Genomic DNA, 17,401 nt, shown 5'->3' with positions numbered 1-17,401 from the left:
AACCTTGGGTCGACGTGCTGAAACATGCCTTGGCTAGGCTCGCTCCTAACGTTGGACAGCGCAGTCCATACAGCCCACGAAAGGACGAAACCATGTTTCTTTTGAACAGCCTGAACCTCTTGCTCGACGGCCGCCGCGCGGACGAGGGCCGCTCCTCCGCCGGTAGCAGCGGAAATGACTTCCCCGAGGGCCAGCTCACCTCGGCCGCCTGGGAAGGGTGGTGGCACGAGGAAGCGGCCTGGCCCGTGCCTGCCCGTCCCGGCGCTAAGTGTTGGCCCGGATAAACCCGGCCACGGGGGCTGCCAGCGACGCTCCCACTTCACCGGCCTGGCGCTTCAGTCCCGCCACGGCGAAGGAATGGTCGCCGCCGTCCACCCACTGAAGCACGCCTGACTGCCCAATCCGGGACACCACGTCGGTCAGAATCTCCGCGGTGGCGAAGGGGTCCCGGGTCCCTTGCAGGAACAGCATGGGGGTAGTCAGCCCGTACAGGTGCCCGTCCCGCAGCTTGTCGGGCTTTCCAGGCGGGTGCAGCGGATACCCGAGGTAGATGAGTCCACCGGCCGGCATCCCTTCCGCTACCGCCATGGACGCCATTCGGCCGCCGAAGGATTTTCCGGCCGCCCACACCGGGCCGGCATCCTCGTGTGCTTGCCCCTGTTCCGCAGCCAGGGCCATGGCGGCGCGCCAGGTGGCGATGGCCGCCGGCGGCCGGTCCGGGAATTTGCGGCCGGCCTCCCGGTACGGGAAGTTGAACCGGAGGCTGGCAAGGCCAAGCGCATTCAAAGCCTCGGTGAACCCGCGCAGGAAGGGGTGCTCCATGCCTGCCCCCGCTCCATGGGCGACCACGACCGTAGCCCAGGGATTTTCAGGCCGGTCGTAGGCGGCGGAGACTGCTGTTCCGTCCACGTCAAAAGAGAGGTGGGTTTCGGTCTGGGGCATGACTCCATCATGCCGGACCGGGCCGGTGAAATATGCCGGCTTCACGACGGCGGGGTGTACGTTGTCCCCATGGCGAGCGAACAGACCACCATTACCGTCCAGGGTCCCCACGGCGAACGCGAGATGCGCATTTCGAGTCCCAACCGGGTTCTCTGGCCGGACCTGGGGCTCACCAAGCTGGATCTTGCACGCTATATCTGCGACGCGGGCGAGGCCTTCATCGCGGCGAACGGTGACCGGCCGGTATCGCTGCAGAGGTATTCGGACAACATCAACGGCGAGATGTTTTTCTCCAAGAACCCGCCTAAAGGCACCCCCGATTTCGTCCGCTCGGTCAAAGTGGTTTACCCCAGCGCCCGCTCCCATCCCCAGCTGGTGCTGGACGAACCGGCCGCGGCTGTATGGGCAGTGCAGATGAACACAGTGGTTTTCCACCCCTGGCCTTCCCGGACAGCGAATACGGACAATCCTGACCAGCTACGGATCGACCTTGATCCGCAGCCGGGGACAGATTTCGACGACGCGGTTCCGGCGGCGCTGGCCCTCAGGGAGGTGCTGGCCGAAGCGGGGCTGGAGTGCTTTATCAAGACATCGGGTAACCGGGGGCTCCATGTGTACGCGCCGATCGAGCCGGTGCGGGAGTTCCTGGATGTCCGCCATGCTGTGATTGCGGCAGCCCGTGAAGTTGAACGCCGGATGCCGGACAAGGTGACCACCGCTTGGTGGAAGGAAGAACGGGGCCAGCGGATCTTCCTGGACTTCAACCAGGCCAACCGGGACCGCACCATTGCCGGTGCCTACAGCCCGCGGGCGCTGCCCCATGCCCCCGTGTCCTGTCCCATCACCTGGGATGAGCTCGAAACCGCCGATCCAAAAAACTTCACTATCCTGACCGTCCCGGAACGGCTCCGGACTACCGGTGACCCGTGGGCCGACTTCCACCGGAACCCGGGCAGCATTGACGCGCTGCTGGAGTGGTGGGAGCGCGATACGAAAGCCGGCCTGGGCGAGCTCCCCTTTCCGCCGGACTACCCCAAGATGCCGGGTGAGCCGCCCCGGGTCCAGCCCAGCCGGGCACGCAAGCAGGACTAGCCGCGGAATTTCACGGCTGGAACCAGCGGTACTGCCCGGCTGGCCCTGCCCGGCCCAACACCTGGATCGAGTTCCTGACGGGAGAATTTCGGGATGCTGCGTCCCGTCCCGGCCCAGGACCTGCACGACGGCGCACGCCCGGCAGATCCACCGGCGGCGTCACGGTGCTGGGCGGCGGCGTTTTCCTCGCTTCAGTACCGGCCCATCCTTTGGTGCCAGCCAGTGATGTTCCCGGCAACGCTGGTGCGGTGGAGGCGTACGCATGGCCCGTTGGCGTTCTTAGCAGCACGGTGTGCCGGGTTCCGGGAACCGGGACGGGTTTGGCTGACCAGCCGGGTGTTTCTTTGGTGTGGTTGCAGGCTTCGCAAAGGCCCTGGCCGTTACCGGCGCTGGTGGGCCCGTCTTTGCGCCAAGGGATGATGTGGTCGTCGTGGCGGATGGGCGCGTCACAGTACGGGGTCCGGCAGACGTTGTCCCGGACCTGGATGAAGCGCCGGAGTCCGTGCGGAAAGAGCCGGGCCCGTGAGTCCATCGCGACAAGATCCCCTGTGGCGGGTGCTGTGTAGAGCCGCCGGACCCAGACGGTCAGCTCTTCTTTACTTCGGGCCAACCCATCAATGGTGACCTTTCGGGCCCATGCGGCGGGGACGGTGCCGTAGCCGGTCAGGCGTGCCGGTTCGCTGTCGCCCTGGAGGAGGGTGCGGTCGGTCATGACGAGCTGGACTTCGATCCTGCTGACCCCGCCCTTTACCCCGGTGGCTCTTTCGACGAGGGTGTCGGCCATAATCTGGCCCTTGCCCCGCCCATCTCCCACAGCCCGGAGCCTGTCGGCTTCCTTGGTCAGCGCCGCGTAGACGGCCACGCCCTGGGCGACGGGCAGCAGCGCAGTTAGGCGCGCCATGGTGTCCGGCGCCGGCCGCAACGACACCGTCCGTTCATTCACCGCGTGGCTGGCCCGCTTCGCCACCGACCGCGGGTCCTTCCGGTACGCGGCGGCCTTGACGGCGGAGATGATGGCCCGGTCACCGGCGCCGTCGAAGGTCCCGGTGTCGGCGGCGAGTTCCTCGTCCACCGCGGCCCGGTCCTCCACGGACAGGCAGGCGGTTTCCTTGACGATCAGCGTGGTCCGCCACTCGTTCAGCTGCCCGGACCGGAACGCCGCATACGTCCGGGGCATCCCGGTGAGGGCCTTGGCCAGTCCCAGCAGCCTCCCGCCCCGGGCCGGGGACTCCCGCCGCGCCAGCGCCACCTGCGCCGCTACTCCGGTACCCTGCTCCCCGGCAGGGACACCGGCGGCGGCCTGTTCCCGCCGCTGCTGCAGGTCAAAAGCCACTGTGACCTCGGCCTGCCTCGCCGCCACCAACGCCTTCACATCCTCAAACTGCCGCAGCTGATCAACCATCCCCGGACCATCAGCAGCCACAGGCACAGCAGCCAGAACCCTCAGGGCATCGGCAACCGTCGGGGGTCTACCGCTCCCCGCCACCACTGCCCCAAACGCCTCCATGAACAAAGTCTTCCAGCACCCTCCGACAATTCCCGGCACACTAAAGCCCTAGGTGGAAAACGCCCGGCGCCTGCCGGACGAAGCGCGTAAGAGGACGGACCGCCGTCGTGATGATTCGGAGGTGCCCAGGCAAAGCCGCTGCGGACGGTTATCCCCGGCCGGCCGAGATTGACAGATGCGCCGGCGTTGGCCTACTCGAAGCGGGACGGATCGCCCGTACCCCGCCGGACCACCTCGGCCAGGCCGCTGGAATAGTCCACCACGGTGGTGGGATCGGAACCGCAGTCACCGGCATCAATCACGGCGTCCACCACATGGTCCAGCCGCTCCTTGATGTCCCATCCCTGCGTCAGCGGATCCTCCTCGTCCGGGAGGAGCAGCGTACTGGACAGCAGCGGTTCGCCCAGTTCCGCCAGCAGCGCCTGCACCACCCTGTTGTCAGGAATCCGGACGCCCACGGTCTTCTTCTTGGGATGCAGCAGCCGTTTCGGCACTTCGCGCGTCGCGGGCAGGATGAACGTGTAACCGCCCGGCGTGACAGCCTTGATGCTGCGGAACACGTCGTTCCCGATGTTGACGAACTGTCCAAGCTGGGCGAAGTCCCGGCAGACCAGCGTGAAGTGGTGCTTGTCGTCCAGCTGCCGGATAGTCCTGATCCTGTCCAGGGCTTCCCTGTTGCCCATCTGCGCGCCCAGCGCGTAGCAGGAGTCGGTGGGGTAGGCGAGCAGGCCGCCGTCGCGCAGCATTTGCACTGCCTGGGCGATGGCGCGGGGCTGGGGATCCTGTGGATGAACGTCAAAGTATCTGGCCATGGCCTCGAGCCTATGCGCCGCCGCCCCGCCGCACCATCACGGGGACAAAACCCCTACCAGCAGGAGGTTCTTTCAGGCAGGATGTTGTTCGTCCCTGCCAGTCCCGACGTCAAGGAGCACCATGCCGACCATCCTGAACCCCTACCTCAGCTTCCGCGACAATGCCCGCGAGGCGATGAACTTCTACCAGTCCGTCTTCGGCGGCGACCTCCGGCTCAGCACCTTCGGCGAGTACCAGGCCAGCGAGGACCCGGCTGAAGCGGAGAAGATCATGCACGGGATGCTGACCACGCCGCAGGGTCTGGTCCTCATGGGCGCCGACACCCCGAACAGCATGGAATACAGCCAGGGGTCATCCATCTCCATTTCCCTGAGCGGCGAGGATGAAGCGGAACTCCGCGGCTACTACGAGAAGCTGAGCGCCGACGGCGGTTCGGTCACCGTACCAATGGAGAGGTCGCCCTGGGGCGACGTCTTCGGCATGTGCACGGACCGTTACGGCACCGCGTGGCTGGTCAACGTCAACACAGCCCAGGGCACCACGGGCGCGCCCTGACCCACCGGCCAGGCTTAACCAAGCAAAAGGGCACGACGGCGGGCGGCGCCACGGTGCGCAAGGGGCGTGCCATGGCGCTCCCGCTGACGCAGCCCTGCCGGCCTGTTGAGGCGCAGGGTGTGGCCTGCAAGGATGGACGCGTGGAGTCCCTGCTTGGGTTGCTTGACGACAGCTGGTGGCTCGTCTTTCCGCTTCTCGCCTTCCTGGGCAACTCGGCCGGCAATGGCGCAAGGCCAGTGAGCGCCGCGACCAGCGGAGGGTGGAACTGTACAAGCCGAAGAACCGGGCCCGGGAAGCCGAAAAGGCTTCCGCGGCGGAAGTGGAAGCGCTAATGGCGTCCCACGATGAAACCAACCGCCGGTGGCTGGAGTACGAACTCGACGGCGGAAAACTCATCGACTTCCCCCTTGTGACCGATGTCCGGGAGGACCGGCGTATCAGGGACAGCAGGTTCACGGGCCCCGAGCGCGAACGCCTGGTTACTGCCCGGAAGCTGCTGATGATCGAGGAAAACCACGCCGCCACGCCCGCTGAGCGGCAGGCCGCCTACAAGCGGGCCCGCAAGGAACTTGGCGGCCTCATCGTCCTCCCGGACGTCACCGTTGCCGCGCTCGAAGAGCGCGTGGCTCCAGGCCTGGACATGGGCAGGCAGCCCACCTAACCACTGCCCGGCTTAGCGGCTGAAAGGAACAGTGTGGCACGGACCCTTTATATCGACGTCGACGGCGTCATCTGTCCTTTTGGTCCGCAGGGAACCACTGACTGGGGCAGTGCCTGGTGCCTGGCGGACGCAGGCATGCTGCCCGTGGCCTATGCCCGGGAACTCGTAGACGGCCTGAACTCCCTGGCCCGCGCAGACGGAGTCCGATGCGCCTGGCTTACCAGTTGGGAAGAACTAGCGCCGCAGTATTTATGCCCCGCCATCAGCCTGGACGGCACGAGGTGGCCCACCCTGTCAGGGGCGGGGGCAGGCAGTGGAACCGGCTGGTGGAAGCTCCGGGCCATCCAGGACCACGTGGAAGCCACCATGCCGGACGCTGTTGCCTGGATTGATGACCAGCTGGCGTTCGAAGCCGAGGCCCGGGAGTGGGCACGCTTCCTCGGACGGCGGATCCTGTGTGTTTCTCCGGATCCGCGGCGCGGGATTTCCCGGCATGAGCTGGCCGCAGTCCGGGCATTCCTCACGAAGCCGATGTTTTGACCTGATGCCCGGGACGCGTACGATCGATAGGGTTTCGCACCGGCTGGGTTAACGCCGCAAGTCATTACAAGCAAACAGCTGGTGAATACTGCTGTGCATGGCAGCAGCCGGGGGGAAGAAACTGCCGAACGTCGACTCTGCAGATTGGGCAACAGGTGGATATCACCTTCATGGTGGCGCTGGTCATCGCGCTGGCACTATTTTTCGACTTTACGAACGGCTTCCACGACACCGCCAACGCCATGGCCACGCCCATCGCGACCGGTGCCATCAAGCCGAAATCCGCGGTAACCCTGGCTGCCATCCTGAACCTGGTGGGAGCGTTCCTGTCCACCGAGGTGGCCAAGACGGTTTCCGGCGGCATCATCCGTGAAGGTTCGGACGGCATCCAGATCACGCCGGACATCATCTTCGCCGGCCTGATGGGGGCAATTCTCTGGAACATGATCACGTGGCTTAAGGGGCTGCCGTCGAGTTCCTCGCACGCCTTGTTCGGCGGCCTGATCGGTGCCGCGGTGGCGGGCATCGGGTTCCACTCCATCAAGTTGGAGGGCCTGCTGCAGAAGGTCATCCTTCCGGCTATCTTTGCGCCGCTGATCGCGGGCATTGTCGCCTATATCTGCACCCGCCTCGCCTACGCCCTCACCTCCCGGCACGATCCCGAGACCGGCAGCAAGCTGACGCAGAAGCGCGGCGGATTCCGCACCGGCCAGATCTTCACCTCCAGCCTGGTGGCCCTGGCCCACGGCACCAACGACGCCCAGAAGACCATGGGCATCATCACCCTGGTCCTGATCGCCGCAGGAACCCAGGATCCGGGTTCCGGCCCGGAATTCTGGGTTATCGCCGCCTGTGCTTTCGCCATCGCCATCGGAACCTATGCCGGCGGCTGGCGGATTATCCGCACCATGGGCGCCGGGCTCACCGAAGTGAAGCCGGCACAGGGCTTCGCCGCTGAAACCAGCACTGCCTCCGCTATCCTTGCGTCGTCCCACCTCGGCTTTGCCCTTTCCACCACCCAGGTGGCCTCCGGTTCCGTCATCGGGTCAGGCATGGGCCGCAAGGGAACCAGTGTGCGCTGGAGCATGGTGGGTAAGATCGCGCTCGGCTGGCTGTTCACCCTGCCCGCCGCCGGCCTAGTCGGTGCCCTGACCGCACTGCTGGTCAAGACCGGCACGGTGGGCGTGCTGATCGCGGCCATCGCCGGAACGGCAGCAGTCCTGTTCATGTTCTTCTACTCCCGTAAGTCCGCCGTCGGCCACCACAACGCCATCGAGGTCGAGGAAGCAGGACAGGCCGTCAAGTTCCGGAAAAAGAAGGGACTGGCGCGTGCCCGGGCCAAGGCCAGGGCGCAGGAGAAGAACCTGGCGCCCGAATCCAGCCGTACGGGCCTCGGAACCCCCGATGCGGAGGCCGCTGCCAGCGCCGACGCCGACACCTCCAAGGAGACCCAGCGATGAAGTGGTTGGAACTCGTGACCGTGGCCGGGGCAACCCTGGTCGCAGCCGTCACGGTGGTAGTCCTGTATTCACTGGGTGTCCGGCTGACAGCCATCGCCGCCGATTCCCGGCAGGCCTCGCCCGGCGTCAAAAAGTCCTTTGCCTACATCTGCTTCGGGCTGTGCGGCTTCGCCGTACTGTTCGGGCTCTACCTGATCATCCCGTACTTCTCCGGCTGACAGCCGCCGGTCCCGCCGGTCCTCTGGGCAGGCCGGACGGTGTTGGCTAGGCTGGCCCCATGTCCCGCATCCAATACTTCGTTGCTGCCTCGCTCGACGGCTTCATCGCCACCCCCACTGACGACCTCGGCTGGCTCCTGCAGTTCGACGGTTTCGAGGGCGGTAGCGAGAGCTACGAAACGTTTATGGCGGGCGTCGGCTGCATCGTCATGGGCGGGGACACCTACGCCTGGCTGATGGAGCACGAACTGGACAAGTGGCCGTATCCCGGCACGCCCAGCTACGTCTTCACCCGCCACGAATACACGGCGCCGGCCGGGGCGGACATCACGTTCGTCCGCGGTGACGTGGCGGAGTTTGTGGCTGATTTCAAGCAGGACGCAGCCGGAAAAAATGTTTGGGTGGTGGGCGGGGGAAACCTGGCCGCCCAGTTCGCGGATGCCGGCCTGCTCGACGAAATCATCCTTTCCGTCATCCCCGTGGTCCTGGGCAGCGGAAAGCGCCTGCTCCCAGTGGAGGGCCCGACGCCGCCGCTTGAGTTGGCTGCCTCCCGCACCCTGGGCAGGGGCGTGGTGGAGTTGCGGTACCTTCTGGGGAACAGCGGCACCTGACATGCTGCCCAGGGGAGTGCCTAGGTTGCGGTGGCGTTGTCCCTGACCATGTTGGTGATCCGGGCGGTGGACAGCCGTCTGCCCTGCGCGTCCGTCATTACCACTTCATGCGTGACCAGGGTGCGGCCCAGGTGGATCGCCGTGCATGTGCCCGTCACCAGTCCCGACGAGATGGAGCGGTGATGGGCTGCACTGACCTCGATTCCTACCGCGTGCCGGCCTGGCCCGGCGTGGATACCCGCGGAGAACGAGCCCAGCGTTTCGGCCAGCACCACGTGCGCACCGCCGTGCAGGATCCCGGCCACCTGGGTGTTGCCTTCCACAGGCATCGTGGCAACAGTCCGCTCAGGACCCATCTCGAGGAAGTGGATGCCCATTTTCACCACCAGGGCGCCGATCCCGTACCGGCCCAGCCAGCCGTGCAGGTGCCCGGGAATGCCTGCCGCCGTGAGCTCCTCCGCGAAGGGGCCGGGCGTGAAATTGTCGATCATGGCAACTAGGCTGGCACCTGTGAGTGAAACAACCAAACCGGCCCCTTTCCCGTCCCCAGCCAAGCCCGAAGTTCCTGCCCCCGCCGGTGAATCGGTTTCAGCTACTGCAGCACCCGTGGTGCCCATAAGCGGCAAACCGCGCCTCCTGGTGCTTGACGGCCACTCCATGGCTTTCCGTGCTTTCTTTGCCCTGCCTGCTGACAAGTTCTCCACCATGAACGGGCAGCACACCAACGCCATCCACGGATTCACATCCATGCTGATCAACCTGATCAAGGAGCAGCAGCCCACGCACATCGCCGTGGCGTTCGACGTGTCGGACGAGACCACGCACCGCAAGGCCCAGTACAGCGAATACAAGGGCGGGCGGAACGAAACGCCCCGCGAGATGAGCGGACAGATCGACCTCATCGCCCAGGTGGTGGAGGCCTGGGGCATCAAGACCATCAAGCTGCCCGGATACGAAGCGGACGACATCCTTGCCACGCTTGCGGTGATGGGGGAGAAGGCCGGCTTCGAGGTGCTGCTGGTGTCCGGTGACCGGGACGCCTTCCAGCTCATCACGGACAACGTCTTTGTGCTGTACCCGAAGAAGGGCGTCAGCGATATCCCCCGGATGGACGCCGCCGCCATCGAGGCAAAGTACTTCGTCAGTCCGTCCCGGTACTCGGACCTTGCGGCGCTCGTGGGGGAGACGGCGGACAACCTGCCCGGCGTCCCCGGTGTCGGCCCCAAAACGGCGGCCAAGTGGATCAACCTTTACGGTGGCCTTGAAGGCGTCCTGGAGCACGTGGACTCCATCGGCGGGAAGGTGGGCGACGCGCTGCGCGAAAACGTCGACAATGTGAAGCGCAACCGGATGCTCAACCAGCTCCACACGGACCTGGAACTGCCTGTCACCCTCGATGACCTGTACCAGCCGCGGCCGGACCAGGCAGTCCTCGAGGACCTGTTCGACCAGCTCGAGTTCAAGACCATCCGCAGCCGGCTCTTCGCGCTTTACGGCGAGGAGGACACCCCGGCGGCCGAGCGGGCCAACATCGATACTCCGCAGTACGTAACCCCAGGCGATGCAGCCGGCCTGTCCGCATTCCTGGCAGGAGGTGTTGGCCACCGCTCCGCGGTTGCGGTGGACCTGGTGCCCGGACGGATTGGTGAGGGCGCAGCTGCCCTGGCAATCGTCCGTGACGGCGCCGCCGCCTACCTGGACCTGTCAAGCCTGGACGCCGAAACGGAGAACGTCCTGGCAGAGTGGCTCCGGAACCCGGAAGCGCCCAAGGTCCTGCACGGCTTCAAGGCTGCCCTGAAAGCGTTGACGTCCCGGGGCCTGGAGCTCGAAGGCGTGGTGGACGACACCTCCATCTCCGGCTACCTCATCCAGCCGGACCGCCGCACCTACGAACTCGCCGAACTCGCGCAGCACCACCTGAACGTCGGGATTTCCCCCGCCACCGCAAAGGCCGGCCAGCTTGAGCTCTCCTTCGACGGGGACGACGCCGCGGCCGCCGGCGCGCTCGTGCAGGCTGCCGCCGTCGTCCACGCCCTTAGCCGCTTCTTCGAGTCCGAACTCAGGGAACGCCGCGCCGAGGAACTGCTGTCCACGCTGGAACTTCCGGTCGCCCGGGTCCTGGCGGACATGGAACTGGCGGGCATCGGGATCGACATGGACCGGATGGACGAGCAGCTCGCAGACCTTGCCCGGGTGATCGACGACGCCCAGGAACAGGCATTCGCGGCCATCGGCCACGAGGTCAACCTGGGTTCCCCCAAGCAGCTGCAGACCGTCCTGTTCGATGAGCTCCAGCTTCCCAGGACCAAGAAGATCAAGTCGGGCTACACCACCGACGCCGCGTCGCTGAAGAACCTGCTGGAGAAGACCGGGCACGAATTCCTGGTCCAGCTCATGGCGCACCGGGAAGCAGCGAAGCTCCGCCAGATGCTCGAGTCGCTGAAGAAATCGGTGGCCGAAGACGGGCGCATCCACACCACGTACGCCCAGAACGTGGCCGCCACGGGCCGCATCTCGTCGAACAACCCCAACCTGCAGAACATCCCCATCCGCAGCGAGGAAGGCCGGCGCGTCCGCGGCATCTTCGTGGTAAGCGAAGGCTACGAGTGCCTGCTCTCGGCTGACTACTCCCAGATCGAGATGCGCATCATGGCGCACCTGTCCGGCGACGAAGGCCTCATCCAGGCGTACCGGGACGGCGAGGACCTTCACCGGTTCGTGGGCTCGAACATCTTCCACGTGCCGACCTCCGAGGTCACCAGCGCCATGCGCTCCAAGGTGAAGGCCATGTCCTACGGACTGGCCTACGGCCTGACGTCCTTCGGGTTGTCCAAGCAACTGGAGATCTCGGTTGACGAGGCCCGCACTCTGATGAAGGACTACTTCGACCGGTTCGGCGCCGTCCGTGACTACCTCCGCGGCGTGGTGGACCAGGCCCGGGTGGACGGCTACACCGCAACCATCGAAGGCCGCCGCCGCTACCTGCCGGACCTCACCAGCACCGACCGGCAGCTGCGGGAGAACGCCGAGCGCATCGCCCTGAACAGCCCCATCCAGGGCTCGGCGGCGGACATCATCAAGCGCGCCATGCTGGGTGTGCACGCTGAACTGAAGGCCCAGGGCCTCCAGTCCCGGATGCTGCTCCAGGTCCATGACGAACTGGTCCTCGAGGTGGCGCCGGGCGAACGCGCGGCCGTGGAGAAGCTGGTGACGGAGCAGATGGGCGCCGCGGCGGACCTGCAGGTGCCGCTGGAGGTCCAGATCGGGGTGGGCCCCAGCTGGTTCGACGCCGGACACTAGCAACCTGCCGGCCTGCAGTGTTTGTGCTGGTCATGCGCCGGATGGATGGCTAGGCTCGGATGAATGGGCGATCTGAGCGGCAGCTATGAAATCCGGCGCTTCGGCGCCGTCTCCAAGGGCAACACCGGCTACGCCGCAGCGGACACCTGGGCAAGGGCGGTGGCGTTCGGTTTCCATGAGTCCACCCGTACCCCGGAGCATGTGGAGAAGTCCCTCGCCACCTACGAACTGGACGGCCGGATCCTGACCGGCGCCTACCAGACCGCGGCCGTCGCGCCGGGTTCCCTGCCCGCAGAGGTTCCCGTGGCCACGTTCGCCACGTTCCGCAAGACTCTCAACGTCGGCTTCGGCCGGACCCTGGAAACGCAGATGGTCACCTCGGTGACGGTCCGCACGTCGCACCGACGCCGGGGATTGCTGCGCCGGATGATGGGCGAGGACCTCCGCCTCGCCCGGGAGGACGGCGTCGCCATGGCGGCGCTGACCGCTTCCGAGGGAACCATCTATGGCCGGTTCGGGTACGGCGTTGCCAGCTTCGAGCGATCGGTCAAGGTGGACACCACGGCGCGGTTCAACCTGCAGCACCAGCCCACCGGCTGCGTCGAGGTCGCCGATCCCAAAGTCCTGCTGGATCTGGCGCCGGTGGTCTTTGACCGCGTGCACCGGGTAACTCCCGGATCGCTCGGCCGGCAGGAATGGTACCGGCAGCTGGCCTCCGGCTCCCTGGGCCGCGACGGCAAGGAGGATCCGGCCATCAAGGTGGCCCTCCACTACGGCCCCGGCGGTGGCGTGGACGGGTACGTCTCCTACAAGTTCCTGGGTTGGGAGACCACGCCGTACACGGTGGAAGTGGTGGACCTGGTAGCGGCCACCAACGACGCCTACCTGGAACTCTGGCAGTACCTTGCGGCAATCGACCTCGTGGAAAGGGTCAGCTGGGACGAAGCGCCCCTGGATGATCCGCTCGGCTGGGCCCTTACTGATCCGCGCTGCATCGATTCGTCCGACAGCCGGGACATGCTCTGGCTCCGGATCCTCGACGCGCCCAAGGCGCTGGCGGCCCGCCACTATCCAACGGACGGCCGGCTGGTCCTGGACCTGCGCGATCCACTCGGCCTCACGGCAGGAACCTGGTCGCTGGCCGTGGAAGGCGGCCAGGCCGCCGTCGAACGCGTCCCGGATGGTACCCCCGCGGATCTCGCCCTGGATGTCTCCGCCCTGTCCTCGATCTACCTTGGCGCGGTGTCTCCAGTGACGCTTGCGGCGGCCGGGAAAATCCGCGAGAACACAGGCGGTGCTGCCCTGAAGGCCGGGCAGATGTTCGCGGTGGAACGGGCGACCCACTGCCTCACGCACTTCTGACAGGGACCTGCCGGCTGGTGCTTTTGACCCCTGTTGGCGCGTACGACTAGAATAAACGGGCGTGTACCACGTGCACGTTCTGTAAAATCCACAAAATCAGGATGACCCGGAGGATCCGTCGGATTCACCGCGAATCGCGCCTGCGTTCCATAACGCGGGCGCGCCGGTTTGCCTGACCGACTAACTATCCACAACGGAGCCCCTACTACATGACCATCACCTCCACCGAGAAGCCCGGTACCCCGCAGGTCGCCATCAACGACATCGGTACCGCTGAGGACTTCCTCGCAGCTGTCGACGCCACCATCAAGTACTTCAACGACGGAGACCTCGTCGAAGGTACCGTCGTCAAGGTCGACCGCGATGAAGTCCTGCTCGACATCGGTTACAAGACCGAAGGTGTCATCCCCTCCCGCGAGCTGTCCATCAAGCACGACGTTGACCCCGGAGAAGTTGTCTCCGTCGGCGATCAGGTCGAAGCCCTGGTGCTCACCAAGGAAGACAAAGAAGGCCGTCTGATCCTCTCCAAGAAGCGTGCTCAGTACGAGCGTGCCTGGGGCGACATCGAGAAGGTCAAGGAAGAAGACGGCGTCGTCACCGGTACCGTCATCGAGGTTGTCAAGGGTGGTCTTATCCTCGACATCGGCCTGCGCGGCTTCCTGCCCGCATCCCTCGTCGAGATGCGCCGCGTGCGCGACCTGGCTCCGTACATCGGCCAGCAGATCGAAGCCAAGATCATCGAGCTCGACAAGAACCGCAACAACGTGGTCCTGTCCCGCCGTGCATGGCTTGAGCAGACCCAGTCCGAGGTCCGCTCCACCTTCCTCAACAAGCTGGAAAAGGGCCAGGTCCGTCCCGGCGTTGTTTCCTCCATCGTCAACTTCGGTGCCTTCGTGGACCTGGGCGGCGTCGACGGCCTGGTTCACGTTTCCGAGCTGTCCTGGAAGCACATCGACCACCCGTCGGAGGTTGTCGAGGTTGGCCAGGAAGTCACCGTCGAGGTCCTCGAGGTGGACCTGGACCGCGAGCGTGTCTCCCTGTCCCTCAAGGCCACCCAGGAAGACCCGTGGCAGACCTTCGCCCGCACCCACGCCCTCGGCCAGGTTGTTCCGGGCAAGGTCACCAAGCTCGTTCCGTTCGGTGCGTTCGTCCGCGTCGAAGACGGCATCGAAGGCCTGGTCCACATCTCCGAGCTGGCGGTCCGCCACGTTGAACTGGCCGAGCAGGTTGTCTCCGTTGGCGACGAGCTGTTCGTCAAGGTCATCGACATCGACCTCGAGCGCCGCCGCATCTCGCTGTCCCTCAAGCAGGCCAACGAGGGCGTGGACGCTGACAGCACCGAGTTCGATCCCGCTCTGTACGGCATGGCCGCAGAGTACGACGAAGAGGGCAACTACAAGTACCCCGAGGGCTTCGACCCCGAGTCCAACGAATGGCTCGAGGGCTACGAGGCGCAGCGCGCCGCCTGGGAGCAGCAGTACGCTGACGCCCAGACCCGCTGGGAAGCACACAAGAAGCAGGTTGCCCAGCACGCTGCCGACGACGCTGCTGCCGCAACGTCCGGTGACGGCGACTCCGGCGCCACCAGCTACTCCTCCGAGCCTGCTGCCACCGATTCCGGTGCCGGCACCCTGGCTTCGGACGAGGCTCTTGCCGCCCTGCGCGAGAAGCTGACCGGCAACTAATTGCCACCGGCCGGATTTCCGGGCTGACACATCGGGCCCCCGCACCTGCGGGGGCCCGATGGCGTTTAACTGAGTGGCACTAAACGCTCCCAAACGGCCGTTTCGGTGCGTTAGCTGCTAGTCAGTTGGGAGGTCGACGACGGCGTGGACGGTCCCGTCGGCGTCAGGCGTCAGGTGCCCGCCCAGGGAGGCGAGCAGCCGGCGGGCGGCGCCGTTGCCGGCGAGGGTGCGGGCGGTGAGCCGCGCGATGCCGGCGGTGCGCGCTTCGGCGAGCACCAGCCGCAGCGCGGCGGTGCCGATCCCGCGGGACCGGAAACTCCTGCCCAGCCAGATCCCCGTTTCGGCGGTGGGCACTCCCTCTGGCTGCGGCGCGAGCTTCAGGCGGACGGAACCCGCCACCTTCCCCTCGCAAAGAACCGCCCACGTCTTTTCCCCCTGCCCGCCCGCCAGGCCAGTGGCGGCCCGGTGATGCCCAAGGAACCATGCGGTCCGTTCCAGGTTCCAGCCGGGGCCGCCCAGCGGGGGAGCAACTTCGTCCGGGGACGCATCCCGCTTGGCCAGGTCGAGGAGCTCCTCCAAAACCGCATCGTCCACATCCGCCAGCGACACGTCAGGGAAGCGGGACATCAACCCACTCCGTTCCTTCGGGGGTGAGGACCGCTGCGCCGGCGGTCAGGGACAGGATGCGGCCGGCGGCAGCAGCAATTTGGGCGTCATCGTCCGGCAGCGCCAGGCGCAGTACGGTGTGCTGTCCGCCGTAAGTTGTCCCACCCATGGCGAAGCCTGCCGCCCGCAGGTCGTTCTCCAGCCTGCCGGCGGCTTCGGGCGGCACCGCCGTCGAACAGATCCGCAGCCTGCTGCGGCGCACCATCGGGACAAGCGCAAGCGCGGAAGAGACCGACTCGGAGTAGGCGCGCACCAGGCCTCCCGCGCCGAGCAGCACCCCGCCGAAATAGCGCACGACGACGGCGCTGACGTCACTGAGGTCCGTCACCCCCGGCGCGGTTTCCCTTTTGGCCAGGGCTTCCAGCATGGGAATCCCCGCGGTGCCGGAGGGCTCGCCGTCATCACTTGACCGCTGGATCTCCCGGTCCGGACCGATGATGAAGGCGGAACAGTGGTGCCTGGCGTCGTGGAACTCGCGTCGCAGTCCGGCCACCAGGTCCCGGGCGTTCTCTTCTGTGCCTGCCCGGCGGAGGACGGTGATAAACCGCGACCGCTTGATCTCCAGCTCGTGGCGGAAGTCCGGCCCGGGGGCCAGTGTGGTGTACGCCGTGGCCCGGCTGTCCTGGTTGTGCACCCGGCCCAGTCTAGCGGTGGGCCCACTCCGCCGAGGGCGGGGCGGTGGTGGGGAAGGATAGGGTGGGACCGTGCTCAAGATCGGGTTGACGGGCGGGATCGCCTCGGGAAAGTCACTGGTGGCCGCACGGTTGCAGGAGCGCGGCGCGGTGCTGGTGGACGCAGACGCCCTGGCCCGGGAGGTGGTGGAGCCGGGGACCGACGGGTTGCGCCGTGTGGTTGAGGAGTTCGGGGCCGGCATGCTGGATGACGGCGGACGGCTGAACCGTGCCCGCCTCGGCGAAGTGGTCTTCGGGAATGCCGGGCGGCTTGGCGTGCTGAACGGCATCATCCATCCGCTGGTCCGTGCCCGCGCCGCAGCCATCGTCGACGCCGCTGCCAACGACGCCGTGGTGGTCCAGGACATTCCGTTGCTGGTGGAAACGGGGCAGGGGAGCGACTTCCACCTGGTGGTGGTGGTGGACGCGCCCGACGAGGTGCGGATCCGGCGGATGCACGAGAACCGCGGCATGAGCGAAGAAGCCGCCCGTTCCCGGATGGCAGCCCAGGCATCGCGGGCCGACCGGCTGGCCGCAGCCGACGTTGTCCTGGACAATTCGGGCAGCGTGGAGGACCTGGTGAAGCAGGTCGACGACCTGTGGGAGGGACGGCTGCTCCCGTTTGCCCGGAATCTCGCCCAGGGATCCCGGGCGGAGCGGAACGGGGGGCCGGTGCTGGTCCCGTCGCGCTCCGAATGGCCGCAGGAGGCCCGGCGGCTGATGGACCGGATCGGCAAAGCTGTCTCCGCCCGGGGCGGCCAGGACCCTGTGTCCTTCCGCCTCGAGCACGTCGGCTCCACCTCGGTTCCCGGCCTCGATGCCAAGGACGTCATCGACCTGCAGCTGGCGGTCCCGGACCTTGGCCTGGCCGATCGTCTGGCCGCGGTCCTGGCCGCAGCCGGCTTCCCTGCCGTGCCCGGCATCACCGCGGATATGCCAAAGCCAACCCATCCGAAACCGGAGCAGTGGGAAAAGCGGTTCCACGCGAACGCCGACCCCGGCCGGGCGGTCAACCTGCATGTCCGGGCCGAAGGCTCTCCCGGTTGGCGCTATGCCTTGTGTTTCCGGGACTGGCTGCGGGCAGATCCCGCTGCCGCAGCGGACTACCTCGCGCTCAAGCGGCGGCTGGCCGCAGAGCACGCCGGCGACGGGTCCGCCGAGGCGTACGCGGCCGCGAAGGAGGAGTGGTTTGGCCTTGCCGGGGAACGCATGGAAGCGTGGGCCGGCAGCACCGGGTGGGCGCCGCCGTCGTCCCTTTCCTGAGCGGGGAAGGGGCGTTGTTCGCCCGTAACGGACTCGCCCGCGGCTGTCCGGGCCC

General features: G+C 66.5%; 18 protein-coding genes. 12 read left to right on the top strand and 6 right to left on the bottom strand.

Annotated elements, in window-relative coordinates; translation table 11 throughout:
- The first annotated feature begins 92 nt into the window (after positions 1-92).
- Entirely contained in the window at positions 93-284 is a 192-nt protein-coding gene (locus FDW83_RS02090) for a hypothetical protein (RefSeq protein WP_138135936.1), read from the top strand.
- Here FDW83_RS02090 and FDW83_RS02085 read toward each other — a convergent pair.
- A complete protein-coding gene (locus tag FDW83_RS02085; protein WP_138135935.1) occupies positions 265-942 on the bottom strand; it encodes an alpha/beta family hydrolase in 678 nt (225 codons plus the stop codon). The two genes, FDW83_RS02090 and FDW83_RS02085, sit on opposite strands and share 20 nt — an antisense overlap.
- A gap of 69 nt (positions 943-1,011) precedes the next feature.
- Here FDW83_RS02085 and ligD point away from each other — a divergent pair, with 69 nt between their 5' ends.
- Positions 1,012-2,034, top strand: a complete 1,023-nt coding sequence (gene ligD, locus FDW83_RS02080; RefSeq protein WP_138135934.1) for a non-homologous end-joining DNA ligase — start codon at positions 1,012-1,014, stop codon at positions 2,032-2,034.
- Between the two features lie 10 nt (positions 2,035-2,044).
- Here ligD and FDW83_RS02075 read toward each other — a convergent pair whose 3' ends face one another.
- Positions 2,045-3,541, bottom strand: coding sequence for an HNH endonuclease signature motif containing protein (locus tag FDW83_RS02075; RefSeq protein WP_240720808.1), 1,497 nt, complete (start codon positions 3,539-3,541; stop codon positions 2,045-2,047).
- A gap of 191 nt (positions 3,542-3,732) precedes the next feature.
- Positions 3,733-4,353 (bottom strand): L-threonylcarbamoyladenylate synthase, encoded by a 621-nt coding sequence (locus FDW83_RS02070; RefSeq protein ID WP_138135932.1) that lies wholly within the window; start codon positions 4,351-4,353, stop codon positions 3,733-3,735.
- Positions 4,354-4,474: 121 nt separating this feature from the next.
- Here FDW83_RS02070 and FDW83_RS02065 point away from each other — a divergent pair, with 121 nt between their 5' ends.
- The 6 genes from FDW83_RS02065 to FDW83_RS02040 all read left to right on the top strand — a co-directional run bounded on the left by FDW83_RS02065 (position 4,475) and on the right by FDW83_RS02040 (position 8,399).
- On the top strand, positions 4,475-4,909 hold the full coding sequence (locus FDW83_RS02065; protein WP_138135931.1) for a VOC family protein: 435 nt from the start codon (positions 4,475-4,477) through the stop codon (positions 4,907-4,909).
- A gap of 259 nt (positions 4,910-5,168) precedes the next feature.
- Positions 5,169-5,570, top strand: coding sequence for a hypothetical protein (locus FDW83_RS02060; RefSeq protein ID WP_240720807.1), 402 nt, complete (start codon positions 5,169-5,171; stop codon positions 5,568-5,570).
- 33 nt (positions 5,571-5,603) lie between these two features.
- The gene (locus tag FDW83_RS02055) at positions 5,604-6,110 is read left to right on the top strand and encodes an HAD domain-containing protein (protein WP_138135930.1); all 507 of its coding nucleotides are present in this window, start codon (positions 5,604-5,606) and stop codon (positions 6,108-6,110) included.
- A 155-nt stretch (positions 6,111-6,265) separates the two neighbouring features.
- Positions 6,266-7,570 carry an inorganic phosphate transporter gene (locus tag FDW83_RS02050; RefSeq protein WP_138135929.1) on the top strand — a complete coding sequence of 435 codons (1,305 nt, stop codon included), beginning with the start codon at positions 6,266-6,268 and terminating at the stop codon, positions 7,568-7,570.
- A complete protein-coding gene (locus FDW83_RS02045; protein ID WP_138135928.1) occupies positions 7,567-7,788 on the top strand; it encodes a hypothetical protein in 222 nt (73 codons plus the stop codon). The genes FDW83_RS02050 and FDW83_RS02045 overlap by 4 nt, the downstream gene beginning before the upstream one ends.
- Positions 7,789-7,847: 59 nt before the next feature.
- Entirely contained in the window at positions 7,848-8,399 is a 552-nt protein-coding gene (locus FDW83_RS02040) for a dihydrofolate reductase family protein (RefSeq protein ID WP_138135927.1), read from the top strand.
- Between the two features lie 20 nt (positions 8,400-8,419).
- On the opposite strand, the gene FDW83_RS02035 is transcribed toward FDW83_RS02040, so the two are convergent.
- On the bottom strand, positions 8,420-8,890 hold the full coding sequence (locus FDW83_RS02035) for a hotdog fold thioesterase (protein WP_171027409.1): 471 nt from the start codon (positions 8,888-8,890) through the stop codon (positions 8,420-8,422).
- 166 nt (positions 8,891-9,056) lie between these two features.
- Between FDW83_RS02035 and polA the strand changes: the two genes are divergently transcribed.
- The 3 genes from polA to rpsA all read left to right on the top strand — a co-directional run bounded on the left by polA (position 9,057) and on the right by rpsA (position 14,746).
- Positions 9,057-11,699, top strand: a complete 2,643-nt coding sequence (gene polA, locus FDW83_RS02030) for a DNA polymerase I (protein WP_240720821.1) — start codon at positions 9,057-9,059, stop codon at positions 11,697-11,699.
- Between the two features lie 63 nt (positions 11,700-11,762).
- Entirely contained in the window at positions 11,763-13,061 is a 1,299-nt protein-coding gene (locus tag FDW83_RS02025; protein WP_138135925.1) for a GNAT family N-acetyltransferase, read from the top strand.
- 209 nt (positions 13,062-13,270) lie between these two features.
- The gene (gene rpsA / locus FDW83_RS02020) at positions 13,271-14,746 is read left to right on the top strand and encodes a 30S ribosomal protein S1 (protein ID WP_138135924.1); all 1,476 of its coding nucleotides are present in this window, start codon (positions 13,271-13,273) and stop codon (positions 14,744-14,746) included.
- A 117-nt stretch (positions 14,747-14,863) separates the two neighbouring features.
- Here the strand turns inward: rpsA and FDW83_RS02015 are convergent, their stop codons facing one another.
- Entirely contained in the window at positions 14,864-15,373 is a 510-nt protein-coding gene (locus tag FDW83_RS02015) for a GNAT family N-acetyltransferase (RefSeq protein WP_138135923.1), read from the bottom strand.
- Positions 15,357-16,046: a YigZ family protein gene (locus FDW83_RS02010; RefSeq protein ID WP_138135922.1), complete on the bottom strand. Its 690-nt coding sequence runs from the start codon at positions 16,044-16,046 to the stop codon at positions 15,357-15,359. The genes FDW83_RS02015 and FDW83_RS02010 overlap by 17 nt, the downstream gene beginning before the upstream one ends.
- Before the next feature lie 70 nt (positions 16,047-16,116).
- Between FDW83_RS02010 and coaE the strand changes: the two genes are divergently transcribed.
- Positions 16,117-17,346: a dephospho-CoA kinase gene (gene coaE, locus FDW83_RS02005; RefSeq protein WP_138135921.1), complete on the top strand. Its 1,230-nt coding sequence runs from the start codon at positions 16,117-16,119 to the stop codon at positions 17,344-17,346.
- Positions 17,347-17,401 lie beyond the last annotated feature (55 nt).

It is taken from the genome of Pseudarthrobacter sp. NamE2, assembly GCF_005796205.1.
Classification (GTDB): domain Bacteria; phylum Actinomycetota; class Actinomycetes; order Actinomycetales; family Micrococcaceae; genus Arthrobacter.
This window is presented reverse-complemented; position numbering and strand designations above follow the sequence as displayed.

What these genes read in the sequence shown, in the direction of transcription:
- FDW83_RS02065 (WP_138135931.1), top strand. Translation starts at nt 4,475, where the DNA reads ATGCCGACCATCCTGAACCCCTACCTCAGCTTCCGCGACAATGCCCGC.
- polA (WP_240720821.1), top strand. Translation starts at nt 9,057, where the DNA reads ATGGCTTTCCGTGCTTTCTTTGCCCTGCCTGCTGACAAGTTCTCCACC.
- FDW83_RS02045 (WP_138135928.1), top strand. Translation starts at nt 7,567, where the DNA reads ATGAAGTGGTTGGAACTCGTGACCGTGGCCGGGGCAACCCTGGTCGCA.
- FDW83_RS02090 (WP_138135936.1), top strand. Translation starts at nt 93, where the DNA reads ATGTTTCTTTTGAACAGCCTGAACCTCTTGCTCGACGGCCGCCGCGCG.
- FDW83_RS02040 (WP_138135927.1), top strand. Translation starts at nt 7,848, where the DNA reads ATGTCCCGCATCCAATACTTCGTTGCTGCCTCGCTCGACGGCTTCATC.
- ligD (WP_138135934.1), top strand. Translation starts at nt 1,012, where the DNA reads ATGGCGAGCGAACAGACCACCATTACCGTCCAGGGTCCCCACGGCGAA.
- FDW83_RS02085 (WP_138135935.1), bottom strand. Translation starts at nt 942, where the DNA reads ATGCCCCAGACCGAAACCCACCTCTCTTTTGACGTGGACGGAACAGCA.
- FDW83_RS02015 (WP_138135923.1), bottom strand. Translation starts at nt 15,373, where the DNA reads ATGTCCCGCTTCCCTGACGTGTCGCTGGCGGATGTGGACGATGCGGTT.
- FDW83_RS02075 (WP_240720808.1), bottom strand. Translation starts at nt 3,541, where the DNA reads ATGGAGGCGTTTGGGGCAGTGGTGGCGGGGAGCGGTAGACCCCCGACG.
- FDW83_RS02070 (WP_138135932.1), bottom strand. Translation starts at nt 4,353, where the DNA reads ATGGCCAGATACTTTGACGTTCATCCACAGGATCCCCAGCCCCGCGCC.
- FDW83_RS02035 (WP_171027409.1), bottom strand. Translation starts at nt 8,890, where the DNA reads ATGATCGACAATTTCACGCCCGGCCCCTTCGCGGAGGAGCTCACGGCG.
- rpsA (WP_138135924.1), top strand. Translation starts at nt 13,271, where the DNA reads ATGACCATCACCTCCACCGAGAAGCCCGGTACCCCGCAGGTCGCCATC.
- FDW83_RS02025 (WP_138135925.1), top strand. Translation starts at nt 11,763, where the DNA reads ATGGGCGATCTGAGCGGCAGCTATGAAATCCGGCGCTTCGGCGCCGTC.